The sequence below is a fragment of the Sphingopyxis sp. GW821-FHT02C12 genome (assembly GCF_059421785.1).
In genome coordinates, this window is record NZ_JBWKVQ010000001.1 from 2,408,709 (window position 1) to 2,424,759 (window position 16,051).

Sequence of the window (16,051 nt, forward strand, 5' to 3'; positions counted from 1 at the left end):
TCGTTTTGACTTATCGCCCCGTCATGCGCGCGGGCGTCATGCAGGCCGGATCGACGGCTTGCCCCACAGGAAAGGATCACCCATGGCTGAGATCACGGCCTCCCTCGTCAAGGAACTGCGCGACCGTACCGGCGCCGGCATGATGGATTGCAAGAAAGCGCTGGCCGAAAATGGCGGCGACATCGAAGCATCGATCGACTGGCTGCGCACCAAGGGCCTTGCCGCCGCCGCCAAGAAGGCCGGCCGCGTGGCCGCCGAAGGCCTGGTCGGCGTCGCCACCGATGGCACCCGCGGCGCGATGGTCGAAGTCAACAGCGAGACCGACTTCGTCGCCAAGAACGAGCAGTTCCAGGGCTTCGTCCGCGACGTGACCCAGGTCGCGCTTGCCGGTAACCTGACCGACGTCGATGCGCTCGGTGCTGCGGCCTATCCGGCCGGCGGCACCGTCACCGAGGCGCTGACCCAGAATATCGCGACGATCGGTGAAAACCAGTCGCTGCGCCGTTCGGCGATCATGTCGGTGAACTCGGGCGTCGTCACCGCCTATGTCCACAACGCCGCCGCGCCCGGCATGGGCAAGATCGGCGTGCTGGTCGCGCTCGAATCGACCGCCGGTGCCGACGTTCTCGAACCGCTCGGCAAGCAGCTGGCGATGCACGTCGCCGCCGCCAATCCGCTGGCGCTGAACGGCGACGATCTCGACGCCGAACTCGTCGCCCGCGAACGCGCGATCGCCGAGGAAAAGGCTGCCCAGTCGGGCAAGCCCGCTGACATCGTCGCCAAGATGGTCGACGGCGGCATTGCCAAGTTCCGCAAGGAAAATGCGCTGCTGTCGCAGCTGTTCGTGATGGACGGCAAGACCCCGGTCGCCGAAGTAGTCGCCGCCGCCGGCAAGGACGTCGGGGCGACGATCACGCTCAAGGGCTTCACGCGCTTCCAGCTCGGCGAAGGCATCGAGAAGGAAGAAAGCGATTTCGCGGCGGAAGTCGCGGCGGTCGCCGGCGTCTAAAAGAAACGTGGGGTTGCTGCGCCGCGGCGTGGCAGTCCGCTTGGCAATGGCGCGCACTCTGACTAGGGTGCGCGCCATTCGCATATTGATAACTGACAAGAGGTTCACCCAGACATGGCATTGCCCGGCCTGAAACGCATTTTGCTCAAACTGTCGGGCGAGGCACTGATGGGACCGACCCCCTTCGGCATCGACCCCGAAACGGTCGCGGGCATGGCCGCCGAGGTCAAGGCGGCGAAGGAGCGCGGGCTCGAAATCTGCCTCGTCATCGGCGGCGGCAACATCTTTCGCGGCATGGCGGGCGCCGCCAAGGGCATGGATCGCGCCCAGGCCGACTATATGGGCATGCTCGCCACCGTGATGAATGCGCTCGCGATGCAGAACGCGCTCGAGCAACTCGGCGTCGAAACGCGGGTCCAGTCGGCGATCGAAATGGACAAGGTGTGCGAACCGGTGATCCGCCGCCGCGCCGAACGCCATATGGAAAAAGGCCGCGTCGTGATCTTCGCCGCCGGCGTCGGTGCCCCTTATTTCACCACCGACAGCGGCGCCGCGCTGCGCGCCGCCGAGATGAAGTGCGACGCGCTGCTCAAGGGCACCAGCGTCGACGGCGTCTATAACGCCGATCCCAAGAAGGATCCGAACGCGGTGCGGTACGACACGCTCGGTTACGACCGGGTGCTCGCCGACAATCTGAAGGTGATGGATGCCAGCGCGGTGGCGCTGTGCCGTGACAATCATATCCCGATCGTGGTGTTCAACATCCGCGAGCCGGGCAATCTGGCGCGGGTGCTGGCGGGCGAGGGTGTCTCGACCGTCGTCAGCGACGCGGCCGGCCACGCATAAGAGAGGAAATTACGATGGCGAAATATGACAAGGCCGATCTCGAGCGCCGCATGCACGGCGCGGTCGAATCGCTGAAGAGCGACCTTGCGGGCCTGCGCACCGGGCGTGCGCACACCGCGCTGCTCGATCCGGTGACGGTCGAAGTCTATGGCAGCCACATGCCGCTCAACCAGGTCGCCTCGGTCAGCGCGCCCGAAGCCCGCATGCTGTCGGTACAGGTGTGGGACAAGTCGAACGTCGGCCCGGTCGACAAGGCGATCCGTTCGGCGGGTCTCGGCCTCAACCCGATCGTCGACGGCCAGACGCTGCGCCTGCCGATCCCCGAGATGACGCAGGAGCGCCGCAAGGAATTGTCGAAACTCGCCGGCCAATATGCCGAAAAGGCCCGCGTCGCGGTGCGCAACGTCCGCCGCGACGGCATGGACAATCTGAAGGCCGACGAGAACAAGAAGGAAATCAGCGAGGACGAGCGCAAGCGCCACGAAGCCGAGGTGCAGAAGCTGACCGACGCGACGATCGCCGAACTCGACGCCGCCGCGAGTGCCAAGGAAAAGGAAATCCTGGGCTAGTGCTTTCGAGGCCGCGCCCCTCTGCCGTTCGTGTCGAGCGAAGTCGAGACACGCTGCGCTTGCGCCAGACTTCACGTGTCTCGACTTCGCTCGACACAAACGGGTTCTGAGGTTTTTGTGACGATTCAGAACCACGGCGCGCGCCATGTCGCCATCATCATGGACGGCAATGGTCGCTGGGCGAAGAAGCGGCTGCTGCCGCGCGTCGCGGGGCACCGTGCGGGGGTCGAGGCGGTGCGCACGATCGTGCGCGCGGCGGGCGACATGGGGCTGGAGGCGCTGACCCTCTACGCCTTCTCGTCGGAAAACTGGAAGCGCCCCGAGGACGAGGTGTCCGACCTGATGGGGCTGATGAAGCGCTTCATCATCAGCGACCTCGACGAATTCGCCGCCAACGATGTGAAGCTCAAGGTCATCGGCGACTGGCGGGCGCTGGCGCCCGACGTCGTCGCGCTGATCGAAAATGCGCTCGACCGCACCGCGGGCAACAAGCGCACGACGCTTGCGGTCGCGCTCAACTATGGCGCGCAGGACGAACTGGTGCGGGCCGCGACCGCCGCAGCCGCCGACGGTGCGATCACCGCGGAAGCGATCGAGGCGCATCTCGACACCGCCGACATGCCGCCGCTCGACCTGCTCATCCGCACCTCGGGCGAGGTGCGGCTGTCGAACTTCCTGCTCTGGCAGGCGGCCTATGCCGAACTCTATTTCACCGATCGGCTGTGGCCGGATTTCAAGCCCGCCGACCTTCAGGCGGCGCTCGACCATTTTGCGCGGCGCGAACGCCGTTACGGGGGATTATAGGGCATGGCGGCAGGGAAATCGGACCTGATGGTACGCGCGGGGTCGGCGGTCATCCTGGTCGCCATCGCGGGCGCGGCGCTGTGGTTCGGCGGGATTGCCTTTGCGCTGCTGCTGCTCGTCGGGGCAGCGCTGCTGTTGGTCGAATGGTTCGCACTGGTGCGCGCGATGACGCTGGGCACTGGTGCCAAGACCGGCTTGATGGTCCTCGGCCCCGTGCTGACGATCGGGGCGGTCGGCGGGCTATGGTTTATCCGCGACACGCTCGGCATGACCGCCGCGCTGTGGGTTTTCGCGATGGTCTGGGCGACCGACATCGGCGCCTATTTCGCCGGGCGCGCCTTTGGCGGCGCGCGGCTCGCGCCCAAAATCAGCCCGTCGAAGACCTGGTCGGGGCTGTTCGGCGGTATGATTGCGGCGCTCGTCGCGGGCGCAACGCTCGGTGACCGCGCGGGCATCATCGGGGTGCCGCTGTGGATCGGCCTCGTCATGGGCCTGATCGCGCAACTCGGCGACCTCGGCCAGAGCTGGATGAAGCGCCGCGCCGGGGTCAAGGATTCGGGCAAGCTGATTCCCGGCCATGGCGGCGTCTTCGACCGTGTCGACGGGCTGTTGCCGGTCGCGTTGATCCTTGGCGCGCTGGCCTTTGCCGGCGATATCATCGTGCGAACGGCGCACTGATATGACACGCCGCCTCTCGCTGTTCGGCGCGACGGGATCGGTCGGGCAATCGACCCTCGATCTGGTGCGCCGCGACGGCGAGGCGTGGACCATCGGCGTACTGACCGCAAACAGCGACGTCGCCGAGCTGGCGAAGCTCGCGAGGGAGTTTCGCCCCGAACTGGCGGTGATCGCCGACGAGGCACGTTACACCGACCTGCGCGATGCGCTCGCCGGCACGGGGGTCGAAGTCGCCGCCGGGGCCGAGGCGCTGGTCGCGGCGGCGACCGCGCCCACCGACCTCGTGATGGCGGCGATCGTCGGCTGCGCGGGACTCGCCCCGACGATGGCGGCGCTCGCAGCGGGCACCCCGGTCGCGCTCGCCAACAAGGAATCCCTGGTGTCGGCGGGCGAACTGATGACCGCCGCCGCGCGCGCGTCGGGCGCGCCGATCCTGCCGGTCGATAGCGAGCATAATGCGATCTTCCAGTGCCTCGCCGGCGGCCGCATCGACCAGGTACGCCGGATCATCCTGACCGCGAGCGGCGGGCCGTTCCGCACGATGAGCGCCGCCGACATGGCGCGCGTCACTCCGGCGCAGGCGGTCGCGCATCCCAATTGGTCGATGGGCGCCAAGATCAGCGTCGATTCGGCGACGATGATGAACAAGGGCCTCGAACTGATCGAGGCGCATCATCTGTTCCCGGTCGGGCTCGACCGCATCGAAATCCTCGTTCATCCGCAGTCGGTGATCCACAGCCTCGTCGAATATATCGACTGTTCGACGCTGGCGCAGCTCGGCTCGCCCGACATGCGGATCCCGATCAGCAGCGCACTCGCCTGGCCCGACCGCATGGCGACGCCCTGCGCGCCGCTCGATCTTGCGACCATTGCCCGGCTCGATTTCGAGGCGCCCGACGAGACGCGTTTCCCCGCGACCGCGCTGTGCCGCGCCGCGATCGCCGAGGGCGGCGCGCGCCCGGCACAGCTCAACGCCGCGAACGAGGTGGCGGTCGCCGCTTTCCTCGCCGGTCGCATCTCCTTCCCGGCGATCGTCGACACGGTGCGGCGCGTGCTCGATGCCTCCGCGCCCGCCGCGCCGACCGCGCTTCAGGACATATTCAGCGTCGACGCCGCATCCCGCGCCGCCGCGCAGCATTTTGTGGATCAGTTCGAACATGTCTAACGTGCCATATTGGCTTTATATCGTTGCGTTCCTCGCGGTGCTCGGCCCGCTCGTCTTCGTTCACGAATATGGCCATTATATCGTCGGTCGCTGGTGCGGGGTGAAGTCCGATACCTTCTCGATCGGTTTCGGGCGCAAAATCCTCGGCTGGACCGACAAGCGTGGGACCGATTGGAAGATCGGCTGGCTGCCGCTCGGCGGCTATGTCCAGTTCGCGGGGGATCGCGATGCGGTCAGCCAGCCCGACGCCGACTGGCAGAAGCTGTCCGACACCGAACGCGCGCACACCTTTCCCGCCCAGCCGGTGTGGAAACGCGCGCTGATCGTCCTCGCCGGACCCGTCACCAATTTCCTGTTCGCGATCCTGATCCTCGCCGGCTTCGCGGCGTTCGTCGGCACGCCCACGACGCCGCCGATCGCCGGCGGCATCGTCGCGGGGTCGCCCGCCGAAGCCGCGGGTATACGCACGGGCGACCGCATCCTGTCGATCGACGGGCGCCCGATCGAGGTCTTCATGGATATCACGATGGCGGTCGCGCACCGGCCGGGCGAGGCGATCGACGTCCGGCTCGACCGCGCGGGGACCGAGCGGACGCTGCGTCTGACGCCGCGGCTGTACAAGGCGAAGGACTCGTTCGGCAACGATGTGAAGATGGCGATCATTGGCATCGAGCAGCGGGGCGAACGCGTTTTTCAGACCGTCCCGCTGAGCGAAGCGCCGGTCGTGGCGGTGCGCCAGACCGGCCAGATCATCAGCCAGACCGGCGACGTCCTCATCCAGTTCCTCACCGGCAACCGCTCGATCAAGGATATGAGCGGTCCGCTCGGCATCGCGAAGGTGTCGGGCGAGGCCGCGACGCTCGGTCCGGACTCGTTCATCTTCCTGATCGCGCTGGTGTCCATCAATCTGGGGTTCATCAACCTGTTGCCATTGCCCATGCTCGATGGCGGACATCTGCTTTTCTATGCGTATGAAGCGATCCGGCGGCGCCCGGCACCGGCGGCGGCACAGGAATGGGCGTTCCGATTCGGCTTCGCGGCCATCGTCACGCTCATGCTGGTCGTGACTTTCAATGATTTGGCCTCATTCGGCCTGTGGGACGGGATCGCGCGCTTGATTGGATAGGCGGACTGGTGCAGGAGTGCGCGCCGACCCGTGGGCAAGCGGGTTCGTCGCTTTTGAGTTATTTTTGCGGGATGAACAGCGTGGCTTCACACAAATTTTCGGCGCGGACGCAGCTGACGACGCTCCTCCTTGCCGGCACGATGCTGGCGGGGCCAGCGTTCGCGCAACCGGTGCCGCCTCCGACCGTCCCGGCGTCGACCGTTCCCGCCCCTTCGACCGAGGCGGTTCCGGCCGCCACGACGGTCCGTTCGATCACCGTCACCGGCAACCAGCGGCTGGAGGCGCAGACGATCCTGTCGTACCTGCGCCTGCGCGTCGGCCAGACCTATGACCGCGCGATGCTCGACCAGGCGCTGAAAGACCTGGCCTCGACCGAATTGTTCAAGGATTTCCAGATCAGCGACGACAATGGCGCGCTGACGATCCAGGTCGCCGAGAACCCGGTGATCAACCGCGTGATCCTCGAGGGCAACAAGCGCCTCAAGGAAGACAAGATCCGGCCCGAGATCAAGCTCTCGCCGCGCCAGATCTTCACCCGCTCCAAGGTCCGCGCCGACGTCGCGCGGATCATCGAACTCTACAAGCGCCAGGGCCGCTTCGCCGCGACCGTCGAGCCCAAGATGGTGTCGCTCGACCAGAACCGCGTCGATGTGGTGTTCGAAATCAACGAAGGACCGAAATCGAAGGTCCGCCAGATCAACATCATCGGCAACGAGAAATTCAGCGACGGCGATCTCAAGAGCGAGATGGCGACTAAGGAATCGGGCCTGCTGACCATTTTGTCGTCCAATACCAGCTATGACCCCGATCGTCTGGCTTATGATCAGCAGAAGCTGCGCCTGTTCTATCTGTCGAACGGCTATGCCGATTTCCGCGTCATTTCGGCGGTCGCCGAGCTGACGAGCAACAAGCAGGACTTCATCATCACCTATGTGGTGGAAGAGGGCGAGCGCTATAAATTCGGCCCGGTGAACGTCGAAAGCGAATTGCGCGATTTCCGTCCGGAAACGCTGAAGACGCTGCTGCCGATGAAGGAAGGCGACTGGTACGACGCCAAGCTGGTCGAGGACACGGTCGAAAGCCTGAGCGAGACCGCGGGCCTGTTCGGCTACGCCTTTGCCGACATCAATCCTGATTTCCGCCGCGATCCCGAAACGCGGACGATGGCGATCAGCTTCAACGTCGCCGAAAGCCCGCGTACCTACGTGGAACGCATCGACGTCAACGGCAACACGCTGACCCAGGACAAGGTGGTTCGCCGCGAATTCCGCCTGAACGAGGGCGATGCCTTCAACAGCTTCGGCGTCAAGCGCACCGAAAACCGCATCAACAGCCTGGGGTATTTCCAGGAAAATCTGGAGATCGAGCGCAAGGAGGGCAGCGCCCCCGACCGCATCATCCTGGAAACCAATGTCGAGGAAAAGCCGACCGGCGAATTGTCGCTGTCGGCGGGTTTCTCGTCGATCGAGAATTTCCTGCTCCAGGCTTCGATCCGCCAGCGCAACTTCCGCGGCCTTGGCCAGCAGTTGCAGGCGTCGGTCAACTATTCGAGCTATTCGAAATCGATCGAACTGGGCTTCACCGAACCCTATCTGTTCGACCGCAACATCTCGATCGGCGGCAGCGTCTATCGCCGCGACCTGAACTCGTTCAACTTCATCAACAACGACCGCCGCACGACCTTCCAGCAGGTCACGACCGGCGCGCAGGTCACCGTCGGTGTGCCGCTGACCGAATATCTGTCGGCGTTCGGCCGCTACAGCCTCAACTTCGACGATGTGACGCTCGACAAGACCCTCTATTATTTCGGCGACGAGTGCGATCCGCTGGTTGCGGGCCGGTATCTGTGCGACGCGATCGGCAAGCGCACGACCTCGCTGCTCGGCTTCACGCTGGCCTATGACGACCGCGACAACCGCATTCGCCCGACGCGCGGCCAGTCGCTGTCGATCAGCCAGGATTTCGCGGGCCTCGGCGGCAGCGTCAAATATGTCCGCACCCGCGCCAACGCGTCGAAGCATTTCAACCTTGGCAGCCGCTTCATCCTCAATGTCTCGGCCGAAGGCGGGTATATCTATCCGTTCGGCAGCGCGCCGACCGCGACCAGCGACAAGGTCCGCCTGACCGACCGCTTCTTCCTCGGCGAACCGCAGATGCGCGGTTTCGACATCCGCGGCGTCGGCCCCCGCGTCATTCGCTATTCGGTCGACAATACCGATCCGGCCAACCCCAAGGTGGTCACCGACACCACCAACCGTGGACAGATCGACGATGCGCTGGGTGGCCGCGCTTATTATCAGGGCCGGCTTGAGGTCGATATTCCGCTCGGCACGGGCGCCAAGGAACTGGGGCTGCGGCCGTCGGTCTTCCTCGACGTCGGTTCGGTGTTCGGCGTGAAGCGCCCGACCTTGACGACGCTGGCGACGTTCATCGATCCGGCTGACGGCCTCGCCAAGAACCTCTGTCGCAACGGCACGACCGGTGCGCCGCCGACCTTCGGGTCGAATGTCAATCCGGAGGGCGGGGCCGTCGGCACCGCCTATGTCTTCTGCCCGACCGGTACGACCTCCAACCTTGCGCCGTTCGAAGAGCGCTTCTTCGGCGACAGCTGGATGCCGCGCGTCTCGGTCGGTGCGGGCGTCAACTGGAACTCTCCTTTCGGTCCCTTCCGGATCGACTTCGCTTACGCCCTTCGCAAAGAAGAGGGTGATGACACCAAACGCTTCTCATTCAACGTAGGAACCCAATTCTAATGAAGAAAATCCTTGTCGCATCGGCACTGGCGATCGCCACGCTGTCGGTTTCGCCCATGATCGCCGCGCCGGCATTCGCACAGGCCAAGGGCGTTGCCGTCGCCGACGTCCGCGTCGCCGCCGCGCGTTCGACCGCCTTCACCACCGCCAGCGGGCAGATCGAAACGACCTACAAGGCCGTGATCGACAATCAGAACACGCGCGCCCAGACGCTGCAGGCCGAAGTCAACGTCCTCGTCGCCAAATATAGCGAAGAGTCGAAAAAGCCGACGCCGAACCAGGCCGCGCTGCAGGCCGCCGCCAAGGCGGTGCAGGACAAGCGCCAGGCCGCGCAGACCGAACTCAGCCAGATCGGCGCCCCGGTCGACCTCGCCATCGCTTATGTCGAGGACCAGATCAGCGTTCGCATGAACGAGGCGATCAAGGCCGCGATGACCGCCAAGAAGGTCGATCTGCTGCTCAACCCCGACGCCGTGATCGCGCGCGAAAACAATGTCGACATCACCGAAGCGGTGGTGACCGAACTCAACCGCATCCTGCCCGCCGTCTCGACCGCGGTGCCGGCCGGTTACCAGCCGGGCCAGCTTGTCCAGCAGCGCAACCAGCAGCTGATGGACGCCGCCCGCGCCGCCCAGCCGGGTGCGGCCGCGCCGGCCCCGGCCGGCACTGCGCCGACCACCCGCTAAGATCGTGGCGGACGGGGAAAAGACGGACGGCGCAAAGGGACCGGCGGATATCCGCCGGATCCTGGCGCTGCTGCCGCATCGTTATCCGATGCTGCTCGTCGACCGGGTGGTTTCGATGGTGCCCGACACCTCCATCCACGCGGTCAAGGCGGTGACGATGAACGAGCCCTTTTTCCAGGGGCATTTTCCCGGTCGGCCGATCATGCCCGGCGTCCTCATCGTCGAGGCGCTGGCGCAGGCCGGCGGCGTGCTGGCGATCGAATCGCTCGGCCTCGCCGGTACCGGCAAGCTCGTCTATTTCATGGGGATCGACGGCGTGAAGTTCCGGAAACCGGTCGAACCCGGTTGCCTGCTCGACCTTCATGTCACGATCCTTCAGGCGAAGCGCAACATCTGCAAGTTCGAGGGGCGGGCGATGCTTGGCGACAGCCTTGCGACCGAATGCCAGTTCACCGCGATGATCGCCGATCCGCCCGCCGACTGACCACCCTTGCCAAATCGCCCGTTCGCCGTTAGGGGACGCCGCTTCGCGTCCCCGGATGCACAGACTCAGCCGCTGGTCGGTAACCAGCGGCGCAGGAGCCCGATATGAAAAAAGACATTCATCCCGCGTACCACATGATCACGGTCAAGATGACCGATGGCACCGAATATCAGACGCGCTCGACCTGGGGCAAAGAGGGCGACACGATGACGCTCGAAATCGACCCCACCGCGCACCCGGCGTGGACCGGCGGCAGCGGCCGCATGCTCGACGCTGCGGGCCAGGTCGCCAAGTTCAACAAGCGCTTCGGCGGTCTTACCCTCAAGCGCTGATCAGGCGTCGCCCCCGCGAAGGCGGGGGCCGCTGGTAACCTTGCGCTGCATCGACAGCGGCCCCCGCCTTCGCGGGGGCGACGTTAAGATAGAACCTTTGCAAGCGCGCTTTGCCACCCGGCAAGGCGCGTTTTGCGTTTGTCGGCGGCGAGTGCCGGGGTGAAGCGCGTCGCGGTGCCGCGCATCGCCTTGGCGGCGCTCGCCAGGTCAGGATAAAGCCCCGCGCCGGTCGCCGCGAGCATCGCCGCGCCCAGCGCGGTGCTCTCGACGAAATCGGGGCGCTCGACGGTCAGGTCGAGCATGTCGGCCAGGTCCTGCGCCATCCAGTCGTTCGCCGCCATGCCGCCGTCGATGCGGAGGTCGGCCCAGTCGACCCCGTCGGCGGCGAAGGCCGATTTCAAATCATGCGCCTGATACGCCTGCGCCTCCAGCGCGGCGCGCGCGACATGCGCCTTGGTGCTTGCAAAGTTCAGCCCCGATATCGCGGCGAGCGCGTCGGGGCGCCAGTGCGGCGCGCCAAGCCCGGTGAGGGCAGGGACCAGATAGACCCCGCCATTGTCGGCGACCGATCGCGCCAGCCCCTCGCTCTCCCCCGCATTGGCGAGCAGGCCGAGTCCGTCGCGTAGCCATTTGATCAGGCTGCCGGCGACGAACACCGAGCCTTCGAGCGCATAGCTGCGTCTATCGCCTTCCTGCACCAGCACGGTTGCGAGCAGGCGGTTGTTCGATTGCGGGCGCGTCGTACCGCTCGCCGACAGGATGAAGGCGCCGGTGCCGAAGGTCGCCTTGGTCTGCCCCGGCGACAGGCATGCCTGGCCGATCGTCGCCGCCTGTTGGTCGCCCGCCATGCCGCAGATCGGAATCGCGCCGCCGAACAGCGCCGGATCGGTGGTGCCGACGCTTGCCGTGCATCCGGTGATCTCGGGGAGCAGGTTCATCGGCACACCGAGCAGGTCGCACAAGTCCGCGTCCCAGCCGCCGCTGCCGTTGATGTCCATCAACAGCGTGCGCGACGCGTTGCTCGCATCGCTGACATGCACCCCGCCGGTCAGCCGAAAGACCAGATAGGATTCGATCGTCCCCACCGCGAGCCGGTCGCCGGCGTCCTTCAATTGCGGCCAGTTTTTGAGCGCCCAGCCGATCTTGCTGCCCGAAAAATAGGGATCGAGCAGCAGTCCGGTCTTTGCCTGTACGGTGGCTTCATGCCCGGCGTCCTTCAGCGCCGCGCAATCGGCCGCGGTGCGCCGGTCCTGCCACACGATCGCGGGCGCCAGCGGCTCGCCGGTCGTGCGGTCCCAGAAAACGATGGTTTCGCGCTGGTTGGTGATGCCGATCGCGGCGATGCGGTCGGCGCCGCCCGCTTTCTTGATCATCGCCCGCGTACAGGCGAGCGTCGCCTCCCAGATTTCGGCGGCGTCATGTTCGACGAGGCCGGGTCCGGGATAATGCTGGCGAAACTCGCGCTGCGCGCTGCCCAGCGGGGTGCCGTCGGCGGCGAACAACATCGTGCGGGTCGAGGTCGTGCCTTCGTCGATGACGATGATCTTTTCAGCCAACCGGTTTCCCCCAAAGCTTTGACGGTGAACCTGCCAAAGGGGGCGGTTTAGAACAAGGGCAGGAATAGGGTTCACGCGGAGGCGCGAAGAAGAATATTCGCGCAGAGGCGCAGAGATCGCAGAGGAAGAAGAGCAAAAGGCGGCAAAGCCGCCAATTTTCCCTCTTCGTCTCTCCGCCCCTCCGCGTCTCCGCGCGAACAAAATCTCTGCGTTCTCTGCGCCTCTGCGCGAATCTCTTTTCTCGCCGACCCCGAACACTGCACAACGGAAACGCAATTATCTTGCAAAACCGCGCAACCCATGCCATATGTTGTGCAGCGCAGCATGGCGGGATATCCCGCCGCAACACCCGGCAGCGTGATTTTCCCGCCCGTTTTCAGGCGCGGGACGAGCCGGACCAGCGCTTTGTCCCCAGAGGCACCCTTTCACGCGGGTCGTTTCGAACCCGCGGCCCGTGCGCCGTCCGTTCGATGCGAACGGATGCGCCTGCGCGTCGCCCATAGTGAGTATTTTATGACGACTTTTAACGACTTTGGCCTGCACGCCGACATCAACCGTGCGCTTGCCGCCAAGGATTATACCGTTCCCACCCCGATCCAGGTCCAGGCGATCCCGCCGCTGATGAAGGGCCGCGATCTGTGCGGCATCGCGCAGACCGGCACCGGCAAGACCGCCGGTTTCTCGCTGCCCTCGATCCACCATCTTTTGACCTATCCGCACCGCCCGACCCCGCGCGGCTGCCGGATGCTCGTGCTCGCGCCGACGCGCGAACTCGCGGCGCAGATCGCGCAGAGCTGCCGTGACTATGGCCGCTTCACCAAGCTGACCGTCTCGACCGTGTTCGGCGGTGTGCCGATCAACAAGCAGATCCGTGACCTGTCGGGCGGCGTCGACATCCTCGTCGCCACCCCGGGCCGCCTGCTCGACCTGATCGACCAGCGCGCGCTGCGCCTCGACGATGTCGAAATCTTCGTGCTCGACGAAGCCGACCAGATGATGGACATGGGCTTCATCCACTCGCTGCGCCGCGTCGCCAAGCTGCTGCCCTCGCGCCGCCAGAACCTCTTCTTCTCGGCAACGATGCCCAAGGAAATCGCGCACCTCGCCGAACAGTTCCTCGAGGATCCGGTGACGGTGTCGGTGACCCCGGCGGCGACCACGGTCGAAAAGATCAGCCAATATGCGACCTTCGTCGAACAGAAGGAAAAGCAGGCGCTGCTCCACGCGGTCGTCGCCAGCGAGGATATCGACCGCGCGTTGATCTTCACCCGCACCAAGCATGGCGCCGACCGCGTCGTGCGTCATCTGGCGGGCGCGGGCATCAAGGCGATGGCGATCCATGGCAACAAGAGCCAGTCGCAGCGCACCCATGCGCTGCAGGCCTTCCGCTCGGGCGACATCAAGCTGCTCGTCGCGACCGACATTGCCGCGCGCGGCATCGACGTGTCGGGCGTCAGCCATGTGATCAACTTCGAGATCCCGAACGTGCCCGAACAATATGTCCACCGCATCGGCCGCACCGCGCGCGCCGGTGCCGAAGGCAAGGCGATCAGCTTCATCGCCCCCGATGAGCGGCCGTATATGCGCGATATCGAGCGCGTCACGCGGAGCAAATCCGAGCCGATGCCGCTGCCCGAGAATTTCAACGAGCTGGTGCGCAACCTGCCCAAGCCCGTCGCGGGTCCGCGCGACACCGGCAGCCAGGGCCGTGATCCGGGCCGCCAGCGCCAGGATGCGATGCGCGGTCGCGGCGGCGCCAAGCCCGGCGGCGATCGTGGCCCGCGCCGCGACGGTGCGGCGGGCGAGGGCGCCGAAGGCCAGCGCAAGCGCCGCTTCCGCCCGCGCAACAAGAGCGTCGGCGCACACAAGGGCGCGGTAACCCGCGTCAACTGATCGGGACCGGCCGCCGATTGGTGCGCCCGCGTGGCGCATTGACGGCGGCCCCCGGTGCGCCAGACCCTGTTTCAGGCATATGGGAGCGACGTGATCGTCCAGCGAGCTGTGCTGGGGAGGAGCGTTGCGCAGGGCGGGCCGGTGGGCCCGTGCCAGCGACGCGACGCGCCCAGCGCGGCTCGCTGGACGACCGCCTCCGGCGGCGGGCCGATTTTTACGCGAGGACGTCGTTGCTCCTCGGTCACGATGGAAAACCATCGCTCCCTCCTCGCGCCTCGCCTCGCGTCAAAATCGGCTCCGTCACGCGCTTCCATATGCCTGAAACAGGGTCTAGGGTCGTCGTGGGTCAGGGTGGGGGACCGCGATGATCGACGACGACGACTATGAAGCACCGCCGCCGCGGCGGCACATGATGCGGCGCAAGCGGGTGCTGATTCCGCTCGGGCTGCTGCTCGTGATCGTCATCGCCTTCCTCGCGCTGCGCACCCCCGACACCGACCGCGCCGAGATGATCGCCAAATATGGCGGTCCCAACGCGACCTTCGCCGCCGGTCCGGCGGGTCAGGCCATCCATTACCGCGATCAGGGAAAGCGCGACGGTCCGGTCATCGTCCTGCTCCACGGATCGAACGCCAGCCTCCAGACGTGGGAGCCGCTGGTGAAGCGCCTCGGCGCCGATTACCGCATCGTCACCCTCGACCTGCCCGGACACGGCCTGACCGGCGGCACCCCCGACAAGGATTATGGCGCAAGCGGCATGATGGCGGCGGTCGACGTCGTCGCGGCCAAGCTCGAACTCGACCATTTCATCCTCGGCGGCAATTCGATGGGCGGTTGGGTCGCCTGGCGCTATGCGCTGGGTCATCCCGAGCATGTCGACGCGCTGCTGCTGCTCGACGCCGCCGGTATGCCGCTGCGCGCGGGGGAGAAGCGCCCGCCGTCGAACATCGGTTTCCGCATCCTGCAATATCGTTCGGGACGCTGGCTCGCGACCCAGATCACCCCGCGTTCGCTGGTCGAGGAATCGCTGCGCGGGTCGGTGTCGAAGCAGGCCATCGTCGATGATGCGATGATCGACCGCTATTGGGAGTTGCTGCGTTTCCCCGGCAACCGCGAGGCGACGTCGCTGCGCGCGACCCTCGACCGCGAGCCTGCGATGGCGGACCGGATCGGCGACATCAAGGCGCCGACGCTGATCCTGTTCGGCAAGGAGGACCGGCTGATCAATCCGAGCGCGGCGCAGAGTTTCCACGAACGTTTGCCGGGTTCGGAGGTCGTGTTGCTCGATGGCATCGGCCATCTGCCGATGGAGGAAGCGCCCGACGAAACCGCCGCGGCGATCGCCGATTTCCTCAAGCGGCGGCTTGTTGCCCCGCCGGCGCGTCCAGAAAGTCGCTGATCCGTCCGGCGATCTTCGCCGCATGGGTAAAGGGGAACATGTGCGACCCCTGCACCACTTCGAGCAGCGCGCCGTCGATCAGTTCGGCGATCAACTGGCCGTGGCACGCCGGTACGACCCCGTCCTGCTCGCCCATCAGCACCAATGTCGGGATGCTCTTTAGCGTCGGCAGCATCGCCGCGCTCGTCCAGCCCGCCATCGCCATGCTCTGATAGGCGAGGCCGAGCGGGGTCGCGGTCGGCAGCTTGAGCCCGCTCGCCAGCATGTCGTCGTCGAGCAGCGCCGCCCAGCCGATGCCCGGCGCCGACACGGCCGGGGTCGTCGCCATCAGTACCATCCGCCGGATGCGACCGGGGAATTGCACCGCGACCTGCTGCGCCATGGCACCACCCCAGCTGAAGCCGGCGATGTCGATCGTCTTGTGACCGAAGCGATCGGCGATCTCGATCAGGACCGCGGCCATCGTCGGGGCGCCATAAGGCAGCAGCGCGTCGGGCGACCCGCCGACACCCGGCATGTCGAGCGTCCAGACCTCGCGGTCGTGAAGCTGCGCCAGCAGCGGTGCCGCCGCGGCGATATCGGCGCCGATCCCGTTGAGGAACAGCAAGGGCGTCTCGCCCGCGCCGACGCGCCAGCGCGCGACGCGCAGCGTCAGGCCGTACACATGTTCCATGCTGAGGGTGGGGGCGCCGCTGATCCTGCTCATGGCCCCAGCCTTGGCAGCTTTTGGTGACGCGCGAAAGTCCGCGCG

15 protein-coding genes are annotated in these 16,051 nt (G+C 66.0%); 13 read left to right on the forward strand and 2 right to left on the reverse strand.

The genetic code is table 11. From position 1 onward, the window contains the following. The first annotated feature begins 82 nt into the window (after positions 1 to 82). From tsf to rpmE, 11 genes are all read left to right on the forward strand, one after another. Positions 83 to 1,009, forward strand: coding sequence for a translation elongation factor Ts (gene tsf / locus AC07U1_RS11560; RefSeq protein ID WP_056346745.1), 927 nt, complete (start codon positions 83 to 85; stop codon positions 1,007 to 1,009). A 114-nt stretch (positions 1,010 to 1,123) separates the two neighbouring features. Beyond that, positions 1,124 to 1,855, forward strand: a complete 732-nt coding sequence (gene pyrH, locus AC07U1_RS11565) for a UMP kinase (protein ID WP_056346747.1) — start codon at positions 1,124 to 1,126, stop codon at positions 1,853 to 1,855. Between the two features lie 14 nt (positions 1,856 to 1,869). Next, a complete protein-coding gene (gene frr, locus AC07U1_RS11570) occupies positions 1,870 to 2,424 on the forward strand; it encodes a ribosome recycling factor (protein ID WP_187140280.1) in 555 nt (184 codons plus the stop codon). Between the two features lie 117 nt (positions 2,425 to 2,541). Beyond that, positions 2,542 to 3,228: a polyprenyl diphosphate synthase gene (gene uppS, locus AC07U1_RS11575; protein ID WP_495176419.1), complete on the forward strand. Its 687-nt coding sequence runs from the start codon at positions 2,542 to 2,544 to the stop codon at positions 3,226 to 3,228. 3 nt (positions 3,229 to 3,231) lie between these two features. After that, entirely contained in the window at positions 3,232 to 3,906 is a 675-nt protein-coding gene (locus AC07U1_RS11580) for a phosphatidate cytidylyltransferase (protein ID WP_056346752.1), read from the forward strand. A gap of 1 nt (position 3,907) precedes the next feature. After that, the gene (locus tag AC07U1_RS11585; protein ID WP_495176418.1) at positions 3,908 to 5,071 is read left to right on the forward strand and encodes a 1-deoxy-D-xylulose-5-phosphate reductoisomerase; all 1,164 of its coding nucleotides are present in this window, start codon (positions 3,908 to 3,910) and stop codon (positions 5,069 to 5,071) included. Continuing rightward, complete coding sequence (gene rseP / locus AC07U1_RS11590) at positions 5,064 to 6,197, forward strand: RIP metalloprotease RseP (RefSeq protein WP_495176417.1); 1,134 nt, start codon at positions 5,064 to 5,066, stop codon at positions 6,195 to 6,197. The genes AC07U1_RS11585 and rseP overlap by 8 nt, the downstream gene beginning before the upstream one ends. A gap of 71 nt (positions 6,198 to 6,268) precedes the next feature. Further along, positions 6,269 to 8,950, forward strand: coding sequence for an outer membrane protein assembly factor BamA (bamA, locus tag AC07U1_RS11595; RefSeq protein WP_495176416.1), 2,682 nt, complete (start codon positions 6,269 to 6,271; stop codon positions 8,948 to 8,950). Continuing rightward, the gene (locus AC07U1_RS11600) at positions 8,950 to 9,636 is read left to right on the forward strand and encodes an OmpH family outer membrane protein (RefSeq protein ID WP_495176415.1); all 687 of its coding nucleotides are present in this window, start codon (positions 8,950 to 8,952) and stop codon (positions 9,634 to 9,636) included. The genes bamA and AC07U1_RS11600 overlap by 1 nt, the downstream gene beginning before the upstream one ends. Before the next feature lie 4 nt (positions 9,637 to 9,640). Further along, the gene (gene fabZ / locus AC07U1_RS11605; protein WP_187140286.1) at positions 9,641 to 10,120 is read left to right on the forward strand and encodes a 3-hydroxyacyl-ACP dehydratase FabZ; all 480 of its coding nucleotides are present in this window, start codon (positions 9,641 to 9,643) and stop codon (positions 10,118 to 10,120) included. A 104-nt stretch (positions 10,121 to 10,224) separates the two neighbouring features. Then, positions 10,225 to 10,452 (forward strand): 50S ribosomal protein L31, encoded by a 228-nt coding sequence (gene rpmE / locus AC07U1_RS11610; protein ID WP_187140287.1) that lies wholly within the window; start codon positions 10,225 to 10,227, stop codon positions 10,450 to 10,452. A gap of 83 nt (positions 10,453 to 10,535) precedes the next feature. On the opposite strand, the gene AC07U1_RS11615 is transcribed toward rpmE, so the two are convergent. Next, entirely contained in the window at positions 10,536 to 12,008 is a 1,473-nt protein-coding gene (locus AC07U1_RS11615) for a glycerol kinase (RefSeq protein WP_495176414.1), read from the reverse strand. 513 nt (positions 12,009 to 12,521) lie between these two features. Here AC07U1_RS11615 and AC07U1_RS11620 point away from each other — a divergent pair. Beyond that, a complete protein-coding gene (locus AC07U1_RS11620) occupies positions 12,522 to 13,901 on the forward strand; it encodes a DEAD/DEAH box helicase (RefSeq protein WP_056346766.1) in 1,380 nt (459 codons plus the stop codon). Between the two features lie 364 nt (positions 13,902 to 14,265). Then, complete coding sequence (locus AC07U1_RS11625; protein ID WP_495176413.1) at positions 14,266 to 15,300, forward strand: alpha/beta fold hydrolase; 1,035 nt, start codon at positions 14,266 to 14,268, stop codon at positions 15,298 to 15,300. Here the strand turns inward: AC07U1_RS11625 and AC07U1_RS11630 are convergent. Further along, positions 15,254 to 16,006: an alpha/beta fold hydrolase gene (locus AC07U1_RS11630; protein ID WP_495176412.1), complete on the reverse strand. Its 753-nt coding sequence runs from the start codon at positions 16,004 to 16,006 to the stop codon at positions 15,254 to 15,256. The two genes, AC07U1_RS11625 and AC07U1_RS11630, sit on opposite strands and share 47 nt — an antisense overlap. Between the last annotated feature and the right edge of the window lie 45 nt (positions 16,007 to 16,051).

Bases quoted from the DNA above. Each gene is read 5' to 3' on its own strand.
- tsf (WP_056346745.1), top strand. From the start codon at position 83: ATGGCTGAGATCACGGCCTCCCTCGTCAAGGAACTGCGCGACCGTACC.
- pyrH (WP_056346747.1), top strand. From the start codon at position 1,124: ATGGCATTGCCCGGCCTGAAACGCATTTTGCTCAAACTGTCGGGCGAG.
- frr (WP_187140280.1), top strand. From the start codon at position 1,870: ATGGCGAAATATGACAAGGCCGATCTCGAGCGCCGCATGCACGGCGCG.
- AC07U1_RS11580 (WP_056346752.1), top strand. From the start codon at position 3,232: ATGGCGGCAGGGAAATCGGACCTGATGGTACGCGCGGGGTCGGCGGTC.
- AC07U1_RS11585 (WP_495176418.1), top strand. From the start codon at position 3,908: ATGACACGCCGCCTCTCGCTGTTCGGCGCGACGGGATCGGTCGGGCAA.
- rseP (WP_495176417.1), top strand. From the start codon at position 5,064: ATGTCTAACGTGCCATATTGGCTTTATATCGTTGCGTTCCTCGCGGTG.
- bamA (WP_495176416.1), top strand. From the start codon at position 6,269: ATGAACAGCGTGGCTTCACACAAATTTTCGGCGCGGACGCAGCTGACG.
- AC07U1_RS11600 (WP_495176415.1), top strand. From the start codon at position 8,950: ATGAAGAAAATCCTTGTCGCATCGGCACTGGCGATCGCCACGCTGTCG.
- rpmE (WP_187140287.1), top strand. From the start codon at position 10,225: ATGAAAAAAGACATTCATCCCGCGTACCACATGATCACGGTCAAGATG.
- AC07U1_RS11620 (WP_056346766.1), top strand. From the start codon at position 12,522: ATGACGACTTTTAACGACTTTGGCCTGCACGCCGACATCAACCGTGCG.
- AC07U1_RS11625 (WP_495176413.1), top strand. From the start codon at position 14,266: ATGATCGACGACGACGACTATGAAGCACCGCCGCCGCGGCGGCACATG.
- AC07U1_RS11630 (WP_495176412.1), bottom strand. From the start codon at position 16,006: ATGAGCAGGATCAGCGGCGCCCCCACCCTCAGCATGGAACATGTGTAC.